The 15946-nt window shown below is 70.8% G+C and carries 18 protein-coding genes; 6 read left to right on the forward strand and 12 right to left on the reverse strand.

Annotated elements, in window-relative coordinates; all coding sequences use genetic code 11:
- From J7E89_RS28905 to J7E89_RS28915, 3 genes are all read left to right on the forward strand, one after another.
- Positions 1–1224, forward strand: a 1224-nt coding sequence (locus J7E89_RS28905; RefSeq protein WP_214977401.1) for an ADP-ribosylglycohydrolase family protein, incomplete at its 5' end; no start/stop codon positions are given.
- Entirely contained in the window at positions 1221–2447 is a 1227-nt protein-coding gene (locus J7E89_RS28910; RefSeq protein ID WP_251061233.1) for a CaiB/BaiF CoA-transferase family protein, read from the forward strand. The genes J7E89_RS28905 and J7E89_RS28910, both read left to right, overlap by 4 nt.
- Positions 2444–3274, forward strand: a complete 831-nt coding sequence (locus J7E89_RS28915) for a CoA ester lyase (RefSeq protein ID WP_214977402.1) — start codon at positions 2444–2446, stop codon at positions 3272–3274. The genes J7E89_RS28910 and J7E89_RS28915 overlap by 4 nt, the downstream gene beginning before the upstream one ends.
- 65 nt (positions 3275–3339) lie before the next feature.
- Here J7E89_RS28915 and J7E89_RS28920 read toward each other — a convergent pair whose 3' ends face one another.
- Positions 3340–3888, reverse strand: coding sequence for a DUF1062 domain-containing protein (locus tag J7E89_RS28920; protein WP_214977403.1), 549 nt, complete (start codon positions 3886–3888; stop codon positions 3340–3342).
- A 388-nt stretch (positions 3889–4276) separates the two neighbouring features.
- Here J7E89_RS28920 and J7E89_RS28925 point away from each other — a divergent pair, with 388 nt between their 5' ends.
- Positions 4277–4948 carry a HEAT repeat domain-containing protein gene (locus tag J7E89_RS28925; RefSeq protein WP_214977404.1) on the forward strand — a complete coding sequence of 224 codons (672 nt, stop codon included), beginning with the start codon at positions 4277–4279 and terminating at the stop codon, positions 4946–4948.
- A gap of 3 nt (positions 4949–4951) precedes the next feature.
- Positions 4952–5956 (forward strand): MerR family transcriptional regulator, encoded by a 1005-nt coding sequence (locus J7E89_RS28930; RefSeq protein WP_214977405.1) that lies wholly within the window; start codon positions 4952–4954, stop codon positions 5954–5956.
- Between the two features lie 99 nt (positions 5957–6055).
- Here J7E89_RS28930 and lgt read toward each other — a convergent pair whose 3' ends face one another.
- The 11 genes from lgt to hisI form a co-directional block, all read right to left on the reverse strand.
- Complete coding sequence (gene lgt, locus J7E89_RS28935) at positions 6056–6973, reverse strand: prolipoprotein diacylglyceryl transferase (protein WP_214977406.1); 918 nt, start codon at positions 6971–6973, stop codon at positions 6056–6058.
- Between the two features lie 100 nt (positions 6974–7073).
- Entirely contained in the window at positions 7074–8069 is a 996-nt protein-coding gene (locus tag J7E89_RS28940) for a thioredoxin domain-containing protein (protein ID WP_214977407.1), read from the reverse strand.
- Between the two features lie 98 nt (positions 8070–8167).
- Positions 8168–8992, reverse strand: a complete 825-nt coding sequence (gene trpA / locus J7E89_RS28945) for a tryptophan synthase subunit alpha (RefSeq protein ID WP_214977408.1) — start codon at positions 8990–8992, stop codon at positions 8168–8170.
- Positions 8989–10287, reverse strand: a complete 1299-nt coding sequence (gene trpB / locus J7E89_RS28950) for a tryptophan synthase subunit beta (RefSeq protein WP_214977409.1) — start codon at positions 10285–10287, stop codon at positions 8989–8991. The genes trpA and trpB overlap by 4 nt, the downstream gene beginning before the upstream one ends.
- 144 nt (positions 10288–10431) lie before the next feature.
- Positions 10432–10659: a tryptophan biosynthesis modulator TrpM gene (gene trpM / locus J7E89_RS28955; protein ID WP_214977410.1), complete on the reverse strand. Its 228-nt coding sequence runs from the start codon at positions 10657–10659 to the stop codon at positions 10432–10434.
- Between the two features lie 11 nt (positions 10660–10670).
- On the reverse strand, positions 10671–11480 hold the full coding sequence (gene trpC / locus J7E89_RS28960; RefSeq protein WP_214977411.1) for an indole-3-glycerol phosphate synthase TrpC: 810 nt from the start codon (positions 11478–11480) through the stop codon (positions 10671–10673).
- Between the two features lie 115 nt (positions 11481–11595).
- A complete protein-coding gene (locus tag J7E89_RS28965; protein ID WP_214977412.1) occupies positions 11596–12087 on the reverse strand; it encodes a DUF2752 domain-containing protein in 492 nt (163 codons plus the stop codon).
- Positions 12088–12145: 58 nt separating this feature from the next.
- A complete protein-coding gene (locus tag J7E89_RS28970) occupies positions 12146–12412 on the reverse strand; it encodes an HGxxPAAW family protein (RefSeq protein WP_214977413.1) in 267 nt (88 codons plus the stop codon).
- Between the two features lie 137 nt (positions 12413–12549).
- Positions 12550–13215, reverse strand: coding sequence for a TIGR02234 family membrane protein (locus J7E89_RS28975; protein WP_214977414.1), 666 nt, complete (start codon positions 13213–13215; stop codon positions 12550–12552).
- 23 nt (positions 13216–13238) lie between these two features.
- Entirely contained in the window at positions 13239–14717 is a 1479-nt protein-coding gene (locus J7E89_RS28980; protein ID WP_214977415.1) for an anthranilate synthase component I, read from the reverse strand.
- An 11-nt stretch (positions 14718–14728) separates the two neighbouring features.
- On the reverse strand, positions 14729–15097 hold the full coding sequence (gene hisI, locus J7E89_RS28985) for a phosphoribosyl-AMP cyclohydrolase (protein WP_214977416.1): 369 nt from the start codon (positions 15095–15097) through the stop codon (positions 14729–14731).
- A 105-nt stretch (positions 15098–15202) separates the two neighbouring features.
- Between hisI and J7E89_RS28990 the strand changes: the two genes are divergently transcribed.
- The gene (locus tag J7E89_RS28990; RefSeq protein ID WP_214977417.1) at positions 15203–15841 is read left to right on the forward strand and encodes a TIGR03085 family metal-binding protein; all 639 of its coding nucleotides are present in this window, start codon (positions 15203–15205) and stop codon (positions 15839–15841) included.
- The last annotated feature ends 105 nt before the right edge of the window (positions 15842–15946 follow it).

Here is a 15946-nt window from a genome sequence, read left to right on the forward strand (position 1 = left end):
GGGGACGTGCCGGGGCGCTCCCCGCAGGGCGTTGAACGCAACGAGCCCACACGAAACAACGCAGTACCCGAACGTTCGACGACCGAGGAGGCGCCACGGCGCGGCACCGACCCCAGAGCCCCCGCAACCAGTGGCCACACCCGACCCGCAAACCCAACCGCAGCCCTCCTCAACCGCCTCCACGCCGCCTGGCTGGGCCGCGCCGCCGGCTGCCTCCTCGGCAAACCAGTCGAGAAACTCCCCCTCACCGCCATCCGCCAACTCGCCGCCGCCACCGGCAACTGGCCCCTGACCACCTGGTTCACAGCCCAAGGTGTCCCCCGCCACCTCCTGGCCCGGCACCCCTGGAACCGCCGCTCCGCCCCCACCTCCCTGGCCGAGAACATCAACGGCATGCCGGAGGACGACGACCTGAACTACCCCCTCCTGAACCTGCTCCTCCTCCAACGCCACACCAAGGCCTTCACGACAACCCACCTCGCCCACCTATGGCTGGACGAACTCCCGGCCGGCCGCACATTCACCGCCGAACGCATCGCCTACCGCAACCTCCTCCTAGGCCTGACGCCCCCTCAAACCGCAACACACCACAACCCGTTCCGCGAGTGGATCGGCGCCCTGATCCGAGCAGACATCCACGGCTGGACACACCCCGGCAACCCGGCCGCCGCCGCCGAACAGGCCCACCGAGACGCCACCCTCACCCACACCGCCAACGGCGTGTACGGGGCGATGTTCATCGCCGCGACCATCGCCGAAGCCGCCGCCGGCACCACCGACGTACACCACTGCCTGCGCACCGGCCTGACCGTCGTCCCCCCGAAGTCCCGCCTGGCCCAAGCGGTCCGCCACGGCATCGAAACGGCCCGCACACACGCCCACACTGCCTTCGACACCGTCGTGGACGACCTCCACGCCGCCTACGGCCACCACCACTGGGTGCACGTAATCCCGAACGCCGCTCTCATCGCCGCCGCCCTCACCCACGCCGACGGCGACTTCGCCGGCTCCATCTGCCGCGCCGTGTCCGGCGGCTGGGACACCGACTCCAACGGCGCCACCACAGGCAGCATCGCCGGCCTCATCGTGGGCTCCCCCGAAGCGCTCCCGGCCCACTGGACCACCCCCCTCCGCAACCGCCTGGCCACGTCCGTCGCCGGCCTCGACGGCATCGGCTTCGACACCCTGGCCCACCTCACCCACACGGAGGCACACCGGCCATGACCACGAGTGAAGACCAAAAGATGAAACCGACCACACCGGCACCCCTCACCGGCCTCCGCGTCCTGGACCTGGCCACCCTCTTCGCCGGCCCGCTGGCTGCCACGATGCTCGGCGACTTCGGCGCGGACGTAATCAAGGTCGAGCACCCCACCAGACCCGATCCCTCCCGCGGCCACGGCCCGTCCAAGGACGGCATCGGCCTGTGGTGGAAACTCCTCGGCCGCAACAAGCGCACGATCACTCTCGACCTCTCCGCCCCCACCGGCCGCGACGCCCTCCTGCGCCTGGCCGCCACCACAGACGTGATCGTCGAGAACTTCCGCCCGGGCACCCTGGAGAGATGGGGCCTCGGCCCAGCCGAGCTGAGCGCGGCAAACCCCCGCCTGGTCCTGGCCCGCGTCACCGGCTTCGGCCAGTTCGGCCCGTACTCCCACCGCCCGGGCTTCGGCACACTCGCGGAGGCGATGAGCGGCTTCGCGGCGATCACAGGTGAGCCAGAAGGCCCGCCCACGCTCCCGCCGTTCGGCCTGGCCGACTCGATCGCGGCGCTCGCGACCGCCTACGCGGTGATGACCGCACTGACAGCCCGCGCCACCACCCACCGCGGCCAGGTGGTCGACATGGCCATCATCGAACCCATCCTCACGATCCTCGGCCCCCAGCCGCTCTGGTACGACCAGCTCGGCTACGTCCAGCCCCGCACCGGAAACCGCTCCCGCAACAACGCCCCCCGCAACACCTACCGCACCGCCGACGGCGCCTGGGTGGCCGTCTCCACGTCGGCCCAGTCCGTGGCCGAGCGCGTGATGCGCCTGGTGGGCCGCCCCGACCTGATCGACGAGCCCTGGTTCACCACGGGAAGTGGCCGCGCCGAGCACGCCGACGAACTCGACGAGGCGGTCGGCCACTGGATCTCCCGCCGCACCCGCGACGAGGCGCTGGCCGCGTTCGAGAAGGCGGAAGCAGCGATCGCGCCCATCTACGACGTACAGGACGTCATGACCGACCCGCAGTACCGCGCCCTGGACACGATTACCAAGGTCGAGGACCCGGAACTCGGCCCGCTGCGCATACAGAATGTCCTCTTCCGCCTCTCCGAGACCCCAGGCGCGATCCGCTGGGCCGGCCGCCCGCACAACGCCGACACCCAAGCCGTACTCACCGAAGCGGGCCTCTCCGAGTCCGACATCGCCACCCTCCGCGCCACCGGCGGCACACGATGACCACAACCCCGCTGACCGCCCTGACCTGGCTGTACGTACCGGGTGACCGCCCCGAGACGGTGGCCAAGGCGCTGGGCTGCGGCGCCGACGTCGTGATCGTCGACCTGGAGGACGCGGTCGCGCCCGACCGCAAGGAGTACGCCCGCTCAGCCACCGCCGAGCTACTCACCGAGCGTCCGTCCGCCACCCCGGTCCACGTCCGCGTGAACGCCCTCGGCAGCCTCTTCGCCGAGGCCGATCTGCACGCCCTGGCCCGACTGCCTGGCCTCTCGGCTCTCCGCCTCCCCAAGGTCACCGACCCGGCCGAGGTGCGGCACGTCGCGAACCTGATGCCCGACGTACCGCTGTACGCCCTGCTCGAATCGGCGCTGGGCATCGAACACGCCCACGTCATCGCGGGGGCGCACCCCTACCTGCGGGGCATCGCTCTGGGCGAGGCCGACCTCCGCGCGGATCTGGGCGTACGGGACGACGCCGGCCTCGCGTGGCCGCGCAGCCGGGTGGTGGTCGCCGCACGGGCGGCGGGCCTGGAGCCGCCGGTCCAGTCGGTGCACCCGGACATCCGTGACCTGCACGGCCTGGCGGAGTCGTGCGCCCGAGCCCGCGCGCTGGGCTTCCTGGGCCGCACGGCACTGCACCCCCGCCAGCTGCCGGTGATCGAGCGCGCGTTTCTGCCCACACCCCAGGAGGTCGAGGAGGCGGAGCAAATCGTCAAAGCGGCAGCAGCAGAGGGAGGCGCACTGGCCCTCCCCGACGGCCGCTTCGTAGACGCGGCGGTAGTAGCACAAGCCCACCGAACCCTGTCCCTGGCATCCCGCCCCGGGTGACCGTGGGCCGGGGTCGCGGCCTGTCCGGCGGATCATGCCGGACAGGCCGCGACCCCGAGGAGGGCTCAGCGCTTGAGCGTGAAGGTGAAGTCGCCTGAGAGCTTGCCGCTCAGCCGGACTGCCGAAACGAGATTCCCCTCCGTGATCAGTCTCTCGACCTCGGCCCGCGAAAGGCCGCAACCTTCAGCGATCAGTCGCACCGGCCGGACAGGGATCCGCGCCGCAAAGCGGACCGAGACGTCGATTACCTCGCGGTCCAGGTGATCCAATCCGCCGGTGTCGAGGCGCCAGGCGTTGTCCCAGTCGAGGGCGATGCGATTACGGCGCCGCACGACCGGATCCTGGAGCAACTCAGCTGTCAGGCCAGGGTTGTTGTCATGCAGCTGGTTCAGCAGCTCAGGTCGTACGGAGCGCACATTCATCCGCTCCAGGACCGTGAGCTTTGTGGTTTCCCCGCAAGCGGTACAGAGCGCGAGGAGCCAGGCGTCGATGAGCTTGTGGTTTGCGTTGACGCGAAATTTACCGCTTGCCCGGAAGCGCTCGGACGCGCACGCGTGGCAACGGCGGAGAACGAGCGGCAGGCAGGTGGGCACGACCACCCAGTTTTTGAGCACAGAAGTACACCGGTTTCAGTGAGAAGTCCGCAGCAAAAAGGAGCGCGGCGCACATGCGCGACGCGCGACGATTCAGCGCTCGGGAGGTCTCACAGGGTGTACAACGGCGCGTCCTTGACTGGGCGACTTGGTTCGGCAGCACGGTAATGGCGAGCAGCGGCGCTGCTCCACTGGTTTTCGAGCGCGCGGCTTCGCCTACCTGGAGAACCGGCGGGTCCTCGGCAAGGCCCGGACCGCGCATACCAGCTCCGTGACCGGCAACTTCACGATGGCCAGTGCTCATGGGGCACGCTCGGGACGCAGCAGGCGACTGGTGATCGCGCAGCGGGCCCGGTTTGACCTTGACACGGTGACAGGGCCTTCACTGCTTGCCGAGGAGGTGGTCCCGATGACCACGACGAGACAGGACACGGATGCGATACGAGCGCTCCAGGGGTTGGAGGACGGCCGTTCGTCCATGCGACTGCGGGCTGCTCTGGCGGTCGGCACGACGCCTGACCCGCGCTTCGTCGACAAGCTCATCGAGCGATGCGCGATCGAACCCGCGTTCCTCGTCCGCGACATGCTGACCTGGGCGCTCACCCGCCACCCGGTGTCCATGACGCTCCCCGGGCTGCTCCGCGAAGTCCGCTCGGAGCGTGCGCAGGCGCGGAGCCAGGCGCTGCACACGCTGTCCAAGATCGGGGACCGGCAGGCGTGGCCGGCGATCACACGGGCGCTGTTGTCCGACGCCGACGACGAGGTGGCGCGGAGCGCCTGGCGGGCCGCGGTCGTGCTCGTACCGGAAGGCGAGAAGTCCGCGTTGGCAGCGGAGTTGGCAGCGCAGCTCGGGCGCGGTGGGCGGGAGACGCAGCTGAGTCTCAGCCGGGCACTGGTCGCGCTGGGTGAAGTGATTGCGCCGGCTCTGCGTGCTGCGACGACGGCCCCTGACCCGCTCGTGCGCGCGCACGCGCTCGCCACACAACGGCTGCTGCGCGACCCGGACGCCGGATTCGAGTTCGCCATCGAGGAGGCGAAGCGCGTCGTGGCCCTCGGCGGGTCCGGCCGAGAGGGACGATAGGGCGTGTTGATCGGTGAGGTGGCGCGACGGTCCGGGGTCAGCGCCCGCATGCTCCGGCATTACGAATCGCTCGGCCTGGTACGGCCTTCAGGCCGTACGGGCTCCGGGTACCGGGAGTACTCCAGCGAGGACATCCGGCGGATCTTCCACATCGAAAGCCTGCGGTCGCTGGGGCTGTCGCTGCGTGAGATCGGGCGCGCGCTCGACGATCCCGGCTTCACGCCCTCGGCGCTCGTCGGCGACCTCATCCGTCAGACACGCGACCGCATCGCGGCCGAGACCGAGCTGCTCACGCGGCTGCGCCGGATCGATGCCGCGGACCCCGTCGGCTGGGAGCACGTCCTCCAGGTCGTTGCGCTCCTCCAGGCACTGGGCTCGAAGAGCGCCGACGCCCGCCAGCGCGCGGCCCTTTCCTCGGTCGACGAGGTTCCGGTGCCGGTGGAGGCCCTGGTCGAGGCGGCACTGAGCGAGACGGAGCCGAACGTCGCCGGAGCCCTTCGCTGGGCGCTGGCTCGATCAGGCGACGGCGGCCCGGCACTGCTGGCGGAGGGCCTCGGCTCACCGGTGGCCGCGGTGCGGAAACGCGCCGTTCAGTCCCTCGCCGAGATGCCCGGCGGTGAGGCTACCGCGCACCTGCGGGACGCTCTCGCGAACCCCGACGTCGTGGTCCGCGGGTATGCGGCTCTGGCGCTCGGGACACGTGGAGTGGCCGAAGCGGTCCCGACGCTCATCGACATGATCGTGGAAGGAAGGAACGACGTCGACGCAGCCGATGCACTGAGCGTGCTGGCGAGCGACACCGCGACGGCGGATCAGATCGCGACCAGGCTCGTCGACCGCCTCGCCCACGACACCACTGAAGCGCCTGCACGCGGACGGCTGACCCAGGCGCTGGCGGCCGTCCCGGGGACGACGGCGTCACGTGCCCTCATGGAGCTGTCGCATGACGAGGACCGTGCCGTTGCGCTGACTGCGGCGTACCTTCTTCAGCTACGCGACGTACGGTGACGCCATCCCAGGTTGCTAGGTGGTGTCCGATGGTTCGTGGAACCGCGTGGGCATCAGCGAAGCGCCCGATGGAGAGTCACGTGACCCATCGGACAGTGCCTAGTCCTTGGCCTCGGCGTCGGTCTTGGCATCGGCGTCGCCCACGGCATCGCTGCCAGGATCCGCATCGGCACCGTCGTCACCCCCCGCGTCGCCCTTCCCCAAGGAAACCGGCTCGACGATCTCCTCGCGCCCCGGCCGCACCTTCGCCGAGATCACGAAGTACGCGACGGCGAACACGAACACGACGATCGAGGTCCACACGTTGAGCCGCAGCCCCAGCACGTGGTGCGCCTCGTCGACCCGCATGTACTCGATCCAGCCGCGGCCGGTGCAGTACAGCGCGACGTACAGCGCGAAGACCCGCCCGTGCCCGAGCTTGAACCGGCGGTCGGCCCAGATAACCAGCAGCGCCGCGCCGACGCACCACAGCGACTCGTACAGGAAGGTCGGGTGGTACGTCCCCGCTTCGCGGTTCACGCCTTCCGAGATCTTGAGCGCCCACGGCAGATCCGTCGGCCGCCCGTAAAGCTCCTGGTTGAACCAGTTGCCCCAGCGGCCGATCGCCTGCGCGAAGGCGAGACCGGGAGCCATCGCGTCGGCCCAGGCCGGGAGCGGGATCCCGCGGCGGCGGCAGCCGATCCAGGCGCCGACCGCGCCGAGCGCGACAGCGCCCCAGATACCGAGACCGCCCTCCCAGATCTTGAAGGCGTCGACCCAGTTCTGACCCTCGCTGAAGTACAGCTGGTAATCAGTGATGACGTGGTAGAGCCGCCCGCCGACCAGGCCGAACGGCACCGCCCACACAGCGATGTCGGCCACCGTCCCGGCTTTGCCTCCCCGGGCGACCCACCGCTTGTTGCCGTACCAGACGGCCACAAAAACGCCAATGATGATGCAGAACGCGTAGCCGCGGAGCGGGATCGGTCCGAGCTCGATCACACCGGTCGACGGGCTGGGGATATAAGCAAGTTCCATGGCAGGGTCGACGCTACCCTGCCGGGCGGGAGGTACGGCAACCCACCCGGCAACGTCTGGATAACGAGCGACCCCACGCCCCACGCCCCACGCCCAGCGCCTACGGCGTAACCGGCGGCACAGAAGCCTGAGGCTCGGAGGCCGGAGGCACAGAAACCTGGGGCACGGACGACGCCGGAGGCACAGAAGCCTGCGGCGCGGCCCCCGGCGGCACAGAAGCCTGGGGCGCGGACGAAGCCGGAGGCGCGGGCGCCGGGGACGTGGCGGACGCGGACGCCGGCGGGGTGGCGGTCGCCGTCCCCGCCTTCTTGCCCTTGTTCGCCTCGGCGACCCACTTCTTCAGGTTGTCCGGCGAGATCTGCTCATTGCCCTTCTGCGGGAAGATGGACTCGCCATTGAGCTGCACGGTCGGCGTCCCACGGAAGTCGCCCTTCTGGAACGCCTCATTCGACTTCCGCACCCAGCCGTTGTGCGTCCCGTCGGCGACACACTGCTTGAACGATTCGGTGACGAGCCCGTCGACCTTGCCCGCCAGCTCGATCAGACGGCTGTCCTTGCTGAAGGCGTCATCGGTCTCGGGCGGCTGGTTCTGGTACAGCACGTCGTGGTACGGCGCGAACTTGCCCACGTCCTGCGCGCAGGCCGCCGCATTGGCCGCCTTCAGGGAGCCCGAGCCGCCCATGTTCCCGTCAATGAGCGTGGCCAGGTGGTACTCGACCTTGATCTGGCCGGCCCGCTCCAGCTCATGGATCGTTTCCCGGAAGGCGTTCTCGAACTGGGCGCAGGCGGGGCAGCGGAAGTCCTCCCACACCGTGAGCGTCGACGGTGCGTCCTTCGCCCCCACCGGGATCATCGGATCGCCCTTGGAGTCCGTGCCCTTGGGCGTCACCACGGCATTCGCGCTGTCGTCGCCGTCCCCGTCCGAGCCCATGTTCGCGGCGAGGATGCCCGCCACGGCGGCCAGGCCCAGCACGCCGACCACGGCGGCGGCCACGATCAGTGTCCGCCTGCGCCTGTCACGCGCCTTCTGCGCCTCGCGCTCCTCGATGAGGCGCTCGCGGGCGGTTCGTTTTCCGTCACGGTTCTTGTCACTCACATCCGCAGCAACGAACCGGGGAGGCACCAGCGTGCCTCCCCGGTCCAGGTCCACCCGTACGGGCTACACCACTCAGTTGTCCGTGTCAGGTGTTCGTGTCAGTTGTTCGTGCCGCTCCTGCGCACGCCTTCCGCCAGCTCCCCGGCCAGCGCCCGTACGGCCTCCAGACCCGCCGCGGCGTCCGGGGCGTCCAGCAGCCGCTGCACGAAGGCCGAGCCGACGATCACACCGTCCGCGAAGGCGGCGACCTCCTTGGCCTGTACGGCGTTGGAGACCCCGAGCCCGACGCACACCGGAAGCTCCGTTGTCGCCCGCGTCCGCCGCACCAGGTCCTGCGCCTGTGCGCCCACCGACTCACGCGTACCCGTAACGCCCATCAGGGAGGCCGCGTAGACGAACCCGGACCCGGCCGCAGTGATCGTCGCGAGCCGCTCGTCCTTGCTGCTCGGCGCGACCACGAAGACCGTGGCCAGGCCCTGCTTCTCCGCGTGCTCGCGCCACAGCGCGGACTCCTGCACCGGCAGGTCGGGCAGGATGCAGCCCGCGCCGCCCGCCTCGGCCAGCTCCGCCGTGAAGCGCTCGACGCCGTACCGGTCGATCGGATTCCAGTACGTCATGACGAGCACCGGGGCCCCGGTCGCCTCATGCGCTTCGCGAACCGTCCGCATCACGTCGGCGATCTTCACGCCACCGCGCAGCGCGATGTCGTCGGCGGTCTGGATGACCGGGCCGTCGAGCACCGGGTCGCTGTGCGGCAGGCCGACCTCGACGACGTCCGCGCCGCCCGCGATGACCGCCTTGACCGCGTCGATGCCGCCGTCCACGGACGGGAATCCGGCCGGGAGGTAGGCGATAAGAGCCGCCCGGTCCTCGGACTTGGCCCGCTCCAGGGTGTCGGTCAGCAGCTGAATGTTCCCGCTCACTTGGTGTCCCTCTGGATCTCGGCGGCGCCGTTGACGGCGGAGGCGTCGGCCTCGACCGTGGCGTCGGCTTCGGTGTCGTACAGGCCGAAGTAGCGGGCGGCCGTGTCCATGTCCTTGTCGCCGCGCCCGGACAGGTTGACCAGGATCAGCCCGTCCTTGCCGAGCTCCTTGCCGAGCTCCAGCGCGCCGGCGAGCGCGTGCGCGCTCTCGATGGCCGGGATGATGCCCTCGGTGCGGGACAGGAGGAGCAGCGACTGCATCGCCGCGTCGTCCGTCACGGCCCGGTACTCGCCGCGCCCGCTGTCCTTGAGGTACGCGTGCTCCGGGCCGATGCCGGGGTAGTCGAGGCCCGCCGAGATCGAGTAGGGCTCGGTGATCTGGCCCTCCTCGTCCTGGAGGACGTACGACCGCGAACCGTGCAGGATGCCGGGCTCGCCCGCGGACAGCGTGGCCGCGTGCTCACCGGTGTGGATGCCGTGCCCGGCGGGCTCGCAGCCGACGAGGCGTACGTCCGTGTCCGGGATGAACGCGTGGAAGAGACCGATGGCGTTGGAACCGCCGCCGACGCAGGCCACGGCCGCGTCCGGCAGTCGTCCCGCGCGCTCCAGGATCTGGCGGCGCGCCTCAACGCCGATGACCCGGTGGAAGTCGCGGACCATGGCGGGGAAGGGGTGCGGTCCGGCGACCGTGCCGAAGAGGTAGTGCGTACGGTCGACATTGGCGACCCAGTCGCGGAAGGCCTCGTTGATGGCGTCCTTCAGCGTCCGGCTGCCGGACTTCACGGCGACGACCTCGGCGCCGAGCATCCGCATCCGGGCGACGTTGAGCGCCTGGCGCTGGGTGTCGATCTCGCCCATGTAGATGGTGCATTCGAGGCCGAAGAGGGCGCACGCGGTGGCGGTGGCGACGCCGTGCTGGCCGGCGCCGGTCTCCGCGATGACGCGCGTCTTGCCCATGCGCTTGGTGAGCAGCGCCTGGCCCAGCACGTTGTTGATCTTGTGCGAGCCGGTGTGGTTGAGGTCCTCGCGCTTGAGGAAGATCCGCGCGCCGCCCGCGTGTTCGGCGAACCGCGGCACCTCGGTGAGCGAGCTGGGCCGGCCCGTGTAGTTGACCATCAGCTCGTTCAGCTCGGCCACGAAGGCCGGATCGGACTTGGCCTTGTCGTACTCGACGGCGACCTCGTCGACCGCGGCGACGAGCGCCTCGGGGATGAACTTGCCGCCGTACGCGCCGAAGTAGCCATCGGCGCTGGGGATTTGACCCTCGGGGTCCGGAATGAAGAAGTCAGAAGACATCCGACGTACTCCTCAGAAGGGGCTCGCGCCCCATGAAAGATCAACGGGTGGACTTGACCGTATGCGCCGCGCGCGAGTCCGCCCCGTTACGCCCCGATACGCCTCAAACCATTCGGGCGTACGGGTACGACGGATCGCGGATCGCTAAAGCGCGCCTTCGGCGCGACGCCATCGCATGCCGTTGATCTGACCGGGCTCGGAACCGATGTGGTACCGCACCCGGCGCCCCCGCACCCGCCGCGCCGGAGCCCGGCACCCGCGCGGACGGCACCCGCGCGCCAGCGGCGCGTGCGGGTCGCGCGCCCGCACCCCGGCGAGCGGGCGGAGGCCCGGCCGGGTGAGTGCAGCGGTACGGCGCATGGCGGTGGTCATGGCAGTCGGTGTCAGCTCCGGCCGTGGCGCAGGGCCGGGTGGGCGCCCGCGGCCACCAGGTCGGCGACGGCGCCCTTCGGGTCGCGGCCGGTGACCAGGGACTCGCCCACGAGCACCGCGTCGGCGCCCGCGTTGGCGTACGCGATGAGGTCGTGCGGGCCGCGGACGCCGGACTCGGCGACCGTGACGATGCCGGCCGGGACCTCGGGGGCGACGCGCTCGAACGTGCCGCGGTCGACCTTGAGCGTCTTCAGGTTGCGCGCGTTGATGCCGATGATCTTCGCGCCGGCCTCGACCGCGCGCTCGACCTCTTCCTCGTCGTGCGCCTCGACCAGCGGCGTGAGCCCGATGGACTCGGCCCGCTCGATCAGGGAGACCAGGGCTTCCTGCTCCAGGGCGGCCACGATCAGCAGCGCCAGGTCGGCGCCGTACGCACGCGCCTCCCACAACTGGTAGGCCGTGACGATGAAGTCCTTGCGCAGCACCGGGATGTCGACCTTGGCGCGTACGGCCTCGAGGTCGGCCAGCGAGCCGCCGAAGCGACGCTGTTCGGTCAGTACGGAGATGACGGCCGCGCCGCCCGCTTCGTAGTCTGCGGCGAGCCCGGCGGGGTCGGCGATCGCTGCGAGCGCGCCCTTGGAGGGGCTGGAGCGCTTGACTTCGCAGATGACCTTGACGCCGTCGCCGCGCAGTGCCGCAACCCCGTCCTTGGCCGGGGAGGCCTTGGCCGCGCGGTCCTTGAGCTCGTCGAGACTTACGCTTGCCTGCCGCTCCGCAAGGTCGGCGAGCACGCCTTCGATGATCTCGTCGAGCACACTCACGCGAGCGGCCCCCTTCCGGGAGGGTAATGGTGGACCAGGATCAGCCATACCAATGCTATCCGCAGGAGCCCTCAGGTCTCGCATCGAGTGGCGATCAGTCCCACTACCTGGGACTTCACGGCGCGAGCGCCGAGCCGAACGGAAGGTTCCGGACGACGCTGAAGACCGCCGCCACGGCGCCGATGCTCCACCAGTGGACGGGCTTGAGGGCGATCCGCATCGGGATTCCCCGGCCGGCGCGTACCACCCAGACGGTCCACAGCACGGCGAAGACCCCGTACCCGACGACGGCCATGGCGTTGGCGCCGAACGCACCGGCGAGATCGCCAGTAGCGACGCCGTGCGCGCTGCGCAGTCCGCCGCAGCCGGGGCAGTAGATCCCGGTGAGCTGGAGGAGCGGGCAGACGGGGTAGTGGCCCGGCTCATTGGGGTCGACCGTGCCGACGTACGCGAAGGCCGCGAGGACTCCCGCCAGCGTGACGGCCGGCGCGGCGAGCCGCCGGGCGAGGGACACCGGAGCGGGTGGCACGGGGGCCGGTGAGGGCGGCGGCGAAGGGGCCGGGTCGGGCGAAGGCACGGTATCCACCCGCCGATTGTCCCCGCTCATGAGGAAAGGCGCAGCCCGTCAGGGGCTGCGCCTCACATCAGAGGATCCTTGGCGGTCGTCAGTGCGTCTGGATCTGGCTGCCGGGCTGCGCCCGACCCGCCTCGTTACGGGCCCGCACCATCTCCTCGGACTCCTTCGGCATGCCGAGACCCGCGGCCTTCATGGCCATTCCGACGACACCACCGAGCAGTATCACGACGACTCCGGCCCAGAAGCCGAGCGGGTTGGCCAGCACCATGAAGGCGCCCGAAATGCAGAAACCGATGAAGGAGATGGTGACACCGGTCCAGGCGGCCGGGGTGTGTCCGTGGCTAGTGCCCGCCATGAGTTGCTCCTCGTTGCTGTTGCTCTGTATTGAGATGGTGAGTCGGCTGAGTCAGCTGAGTCGGTGAGTCCGTGAGTCGTACGCTCGTCGCTCGCCACTCATTGTCCCGCACGGGGACCGGCGAGGTGATCTCGGGGTCATGCGTCGCGCGTCGGGTCCTCGCCGCGGTCGAGGGCCTTCCAGAGGTCCTCGGGCCGGTCGGGGTCCGGGGCGGCGGCCGCCTTGCGGGCCCGCGGGCTGCCGTCGCGCTCGTAACGGCCCGACATCGCGGGCCACTTTCTGCCGCACCACAGCGCCAGCAGTCCGGCGACCAGGATCAGCAGGCCGCCGGCCGCGGTCACGTACGGCCAGGCGGTGTGCGTCAGCGAGGTGGCCGTAGCGGCGGCGTCGCCGGTCGTCTTCGCGGCCTTCTCGTCCAGCGCCGCGTTGCCGAAGGCGCCGAGGAGGGCGGTGAGAGCGGCGCCCGCGCCGCTGAGAGCGAGCAGCCCGGCGACCAGCAGCCGGCCCGCCCTGCGGACGGCGAAGACGGCGACGAGGGCGGCGAGACCGACGATGGCCAGCGCCGCCGGGGCGCCGGTGACGTCCTGGCCCTCGACCACGAGCGGCAGCGTGCCGCCCGGGACCACGGCCGCGCCCTCGGCCCAGGGCCGGCCGGAGGCGAGGAGCACGACGGCGGCGCCGAGGGCGCCGAGCAGCAGCGCGGCGGCGAGACTGCGGCGGCCGGTGGAGACGGCCGCCGCGACCGGTGTCTCGCTTCGCGGAAGCGGAAGGGGTACGGGGTTTGCGGCACTCACGTACCCCACTATCCCTTACGTCCCGATCGCGCTCAGAGGCGGTTCGCCGTGTGCACCGCGCGCAGCACCGCGGCCGCCTTGTTGCGGCACTCGGTGTCCTCGGCGACGGGGTCCGAGTCGGCCACTACACCGGCTCCCGCCTGCACGTATGCCGTGCCGTCGCGGAGCAGGGCGGTGCGGATGGCGATGGCGGTGTCGGAGTCGCCCGCGAAGTCGAGGTAGCCGACGCAGCCGCCGTACAGTCCGCGCCGCGACGGCTCCAGCTCCTCGATGATCTGCATGGCGCGTGGCTTGGGCGCTCCGGACAGGGTCCCGGCCGGGAAGCATGCGGTCAGTACGTCGAAGGCGCTGCGGCCCTTCGCGACCCGCCCGGTCACGGTCGACACGATGTGCATGACGTGCGAGTACCGCTCGACCGACATGAAGTCGACGACTTCGACGCTGCCCGGCTCGCAGACCCGTCCGAGGTCGTTGCGGCCGAGGTCGACGAGCATCAGGTGCTCGGCGCGCTCCTTGGGGTCGGCGAGCAGTTCGTCGGCGAGCGCCTGGTCCTCCTGCGGCGTGGCGCCGCGGTGCCGGGTGCCGGCGATGGGGTGCACCATGGCCCGCCCGTCCTCGACCTTGACCAGCGCCTCCGGGCTCGACCCGACGACGTCGAAGCCGTCGAAGCGGAAGAGGTACATGTACGGCGAGGGATTGGTGGCGCGCAGCACCCGGTAGACGTCCAGCGCGCTCGCCGTGCAGGGCGTCTCGAAGCGCTGGGACGGTACGACCTGGAAGGCCTCGCCCGCGCGGATGCGCTCCTTGATGTCGTCGACGGCGGCCTGGTAGGCCTCGCCGCCCCACAGCGCGGTGTACGGCGGAAGCTCGGACGGCGGCAGAGCCGCGTACGACGTCGGCACGGCCCGGCCGAGGTCGGCCTCCATGGCGTCGAGCCGGGCCACGGCGTCCGCGTACGCCTCGTCGACACCCGTGTCGAGGTCGTTGTGGTTGATCGCGTTGGCGATCAGCAGGACCGAGCCGTCCCAGTGGTCGAGTACGGCGAGGTCCGAGGTGAGCAGCATGGTCAGCTCGGGCAGTTTGAGGTCGTCCCGCCCGTGCTCGCCGATCTTCTCCAGGCGGCGTACGACGTCGTATCCGAGGTAGCCGACCATGCCGCCGGTGAACGGCGGCAGGTTGCCCGCGAGGTCGCGCGGGGTGTGCAGGGCTTCGATGGCGGCGCGCAGCGCGTCGAGCGGATCGCCGTCCACCGGTACGCCGACGGGCGGGGTCCCGAGCCAGTGCGCCTGCCCGTCGCGGGCGGTGAGGGTCGCGGCGCTGCGTACGCCGACGAAGGAGTACCGGGACCAGGAGCGGCCGTTCTCGGCGGACTCCAGGAGGAACGTGCCGGGGCGCTCGGCGGCGAGCTTGCGGTAGAGGCCCACGGGGGTGTCGCCGTCGGCGAGCAGCCGGCGGCTGACGGGGACGACTCGCCGGTCGACGGCCAGCTTGCGAAAGGTCTCGATGTCCATGATTCGGCGCCTTACTTCGCGAGCGGGACGAGGACGTCGGAGTCGAAGCAGGTGCGGTCGCCGGTGTGGCAGGCGGCGCCGACCTGGTCGACCTGAACCAGCACGGTATCGGCGTCGCAGTCCAGGGCAACGGACTTGACGTGCTGGAAGTGGCCGGAAGTGTCGCCCTTGACCCAGTACTCCTGGCGGCTGCGCGACCAGTACGTGCAGCGCCCCGTGGTGAGGGTCCGGTGCAGCGCCTCGTCGTCCATCCAGCCGAGCATGAGCACCTCGCCGGTGTCGTACTGCTGGGCAATGGCCGGGACCAGGCCGTCGGCGCTCCGCTTGAGGCGGGCAGCGATGGCGGGGTCGAGGCTGCTGGGAGGGGGCGTACTGGTCATGTCCGCCATTGTGCCGCGCCGTGGGGCCTCGTCACCGACGCCGTCCGGTCATTGGACGCGCGGCGCCGTGGCCCCGGAGGGGGTGCCGGGCCTACGCTGGCCGTCATGTCGACCCATGCCAAGCGCGAACGCCTGCTCCTCGCCGACCTGCTGGAGGCGGCCGGACCCGATGCCCCGACGCTGTGCGACGGCTGGAACACCCGTGAACTCGCCGCCCATGTGGTGGTGCGCGAGCGCCGTGCGGACGCGGCCGGCGGGATAGTGCTGGCGGCGCTGAAGAGCCGGCTGGAGAGGGTGCAGGCGGAGTTCGCCGCCAAGCCGTACGAGGAGCTGATCCAGCTCATCCGTACCGGTCCGCCGCGGATGTCCCCGTACGCCCTGAAGCAGCTCGACGAAGCAGCCAACACCGTCGAGTTCTACGTCCACGCCGAGGACGTCCGGCGCGCCCAGCCCGACTGGACACCGCGCGAACCCGACGCGGTCTTCGCGAACGCCCTGTGGTCCCGGCTCGAAAAGGCGGCCCGTGTCCTCGGCCGCAAGGCGCCGGTGGGCGTGGTGCTGCGCCGCCCGGACGGCCAGACGGCGGTGGCCCATCGCGGGACCCCGGTGGTGACGGTCACGGGCGAGCCTGGCGAACTGGTGCTGTTCTCCTTCGGGAGGCAGGACGCGGCGCGGGTGGAAATGGAGGGCGACAAGGAGGCGATCGAGCGCCTGCGCGAGGCGAAGCTCGGCATCGCGATGTAGCGGGTGGCCGGTTCGGGGCCCTGCGGGGCCGTTCCCCTACCCGCCCCTTCCCGCTGTGACATTTTGCGGCTCCGCCGCGTGGGGGCGCTGCCCCGACCCCGGTCC

The organism is Streptomyces sp. ISL-100 (assembly GCF_018614615.1).
GTDB lineage: Bacteria > Actinomycetota > Actinomycetes > Streptomycetales > Streptomycetaceae > Streptomyces.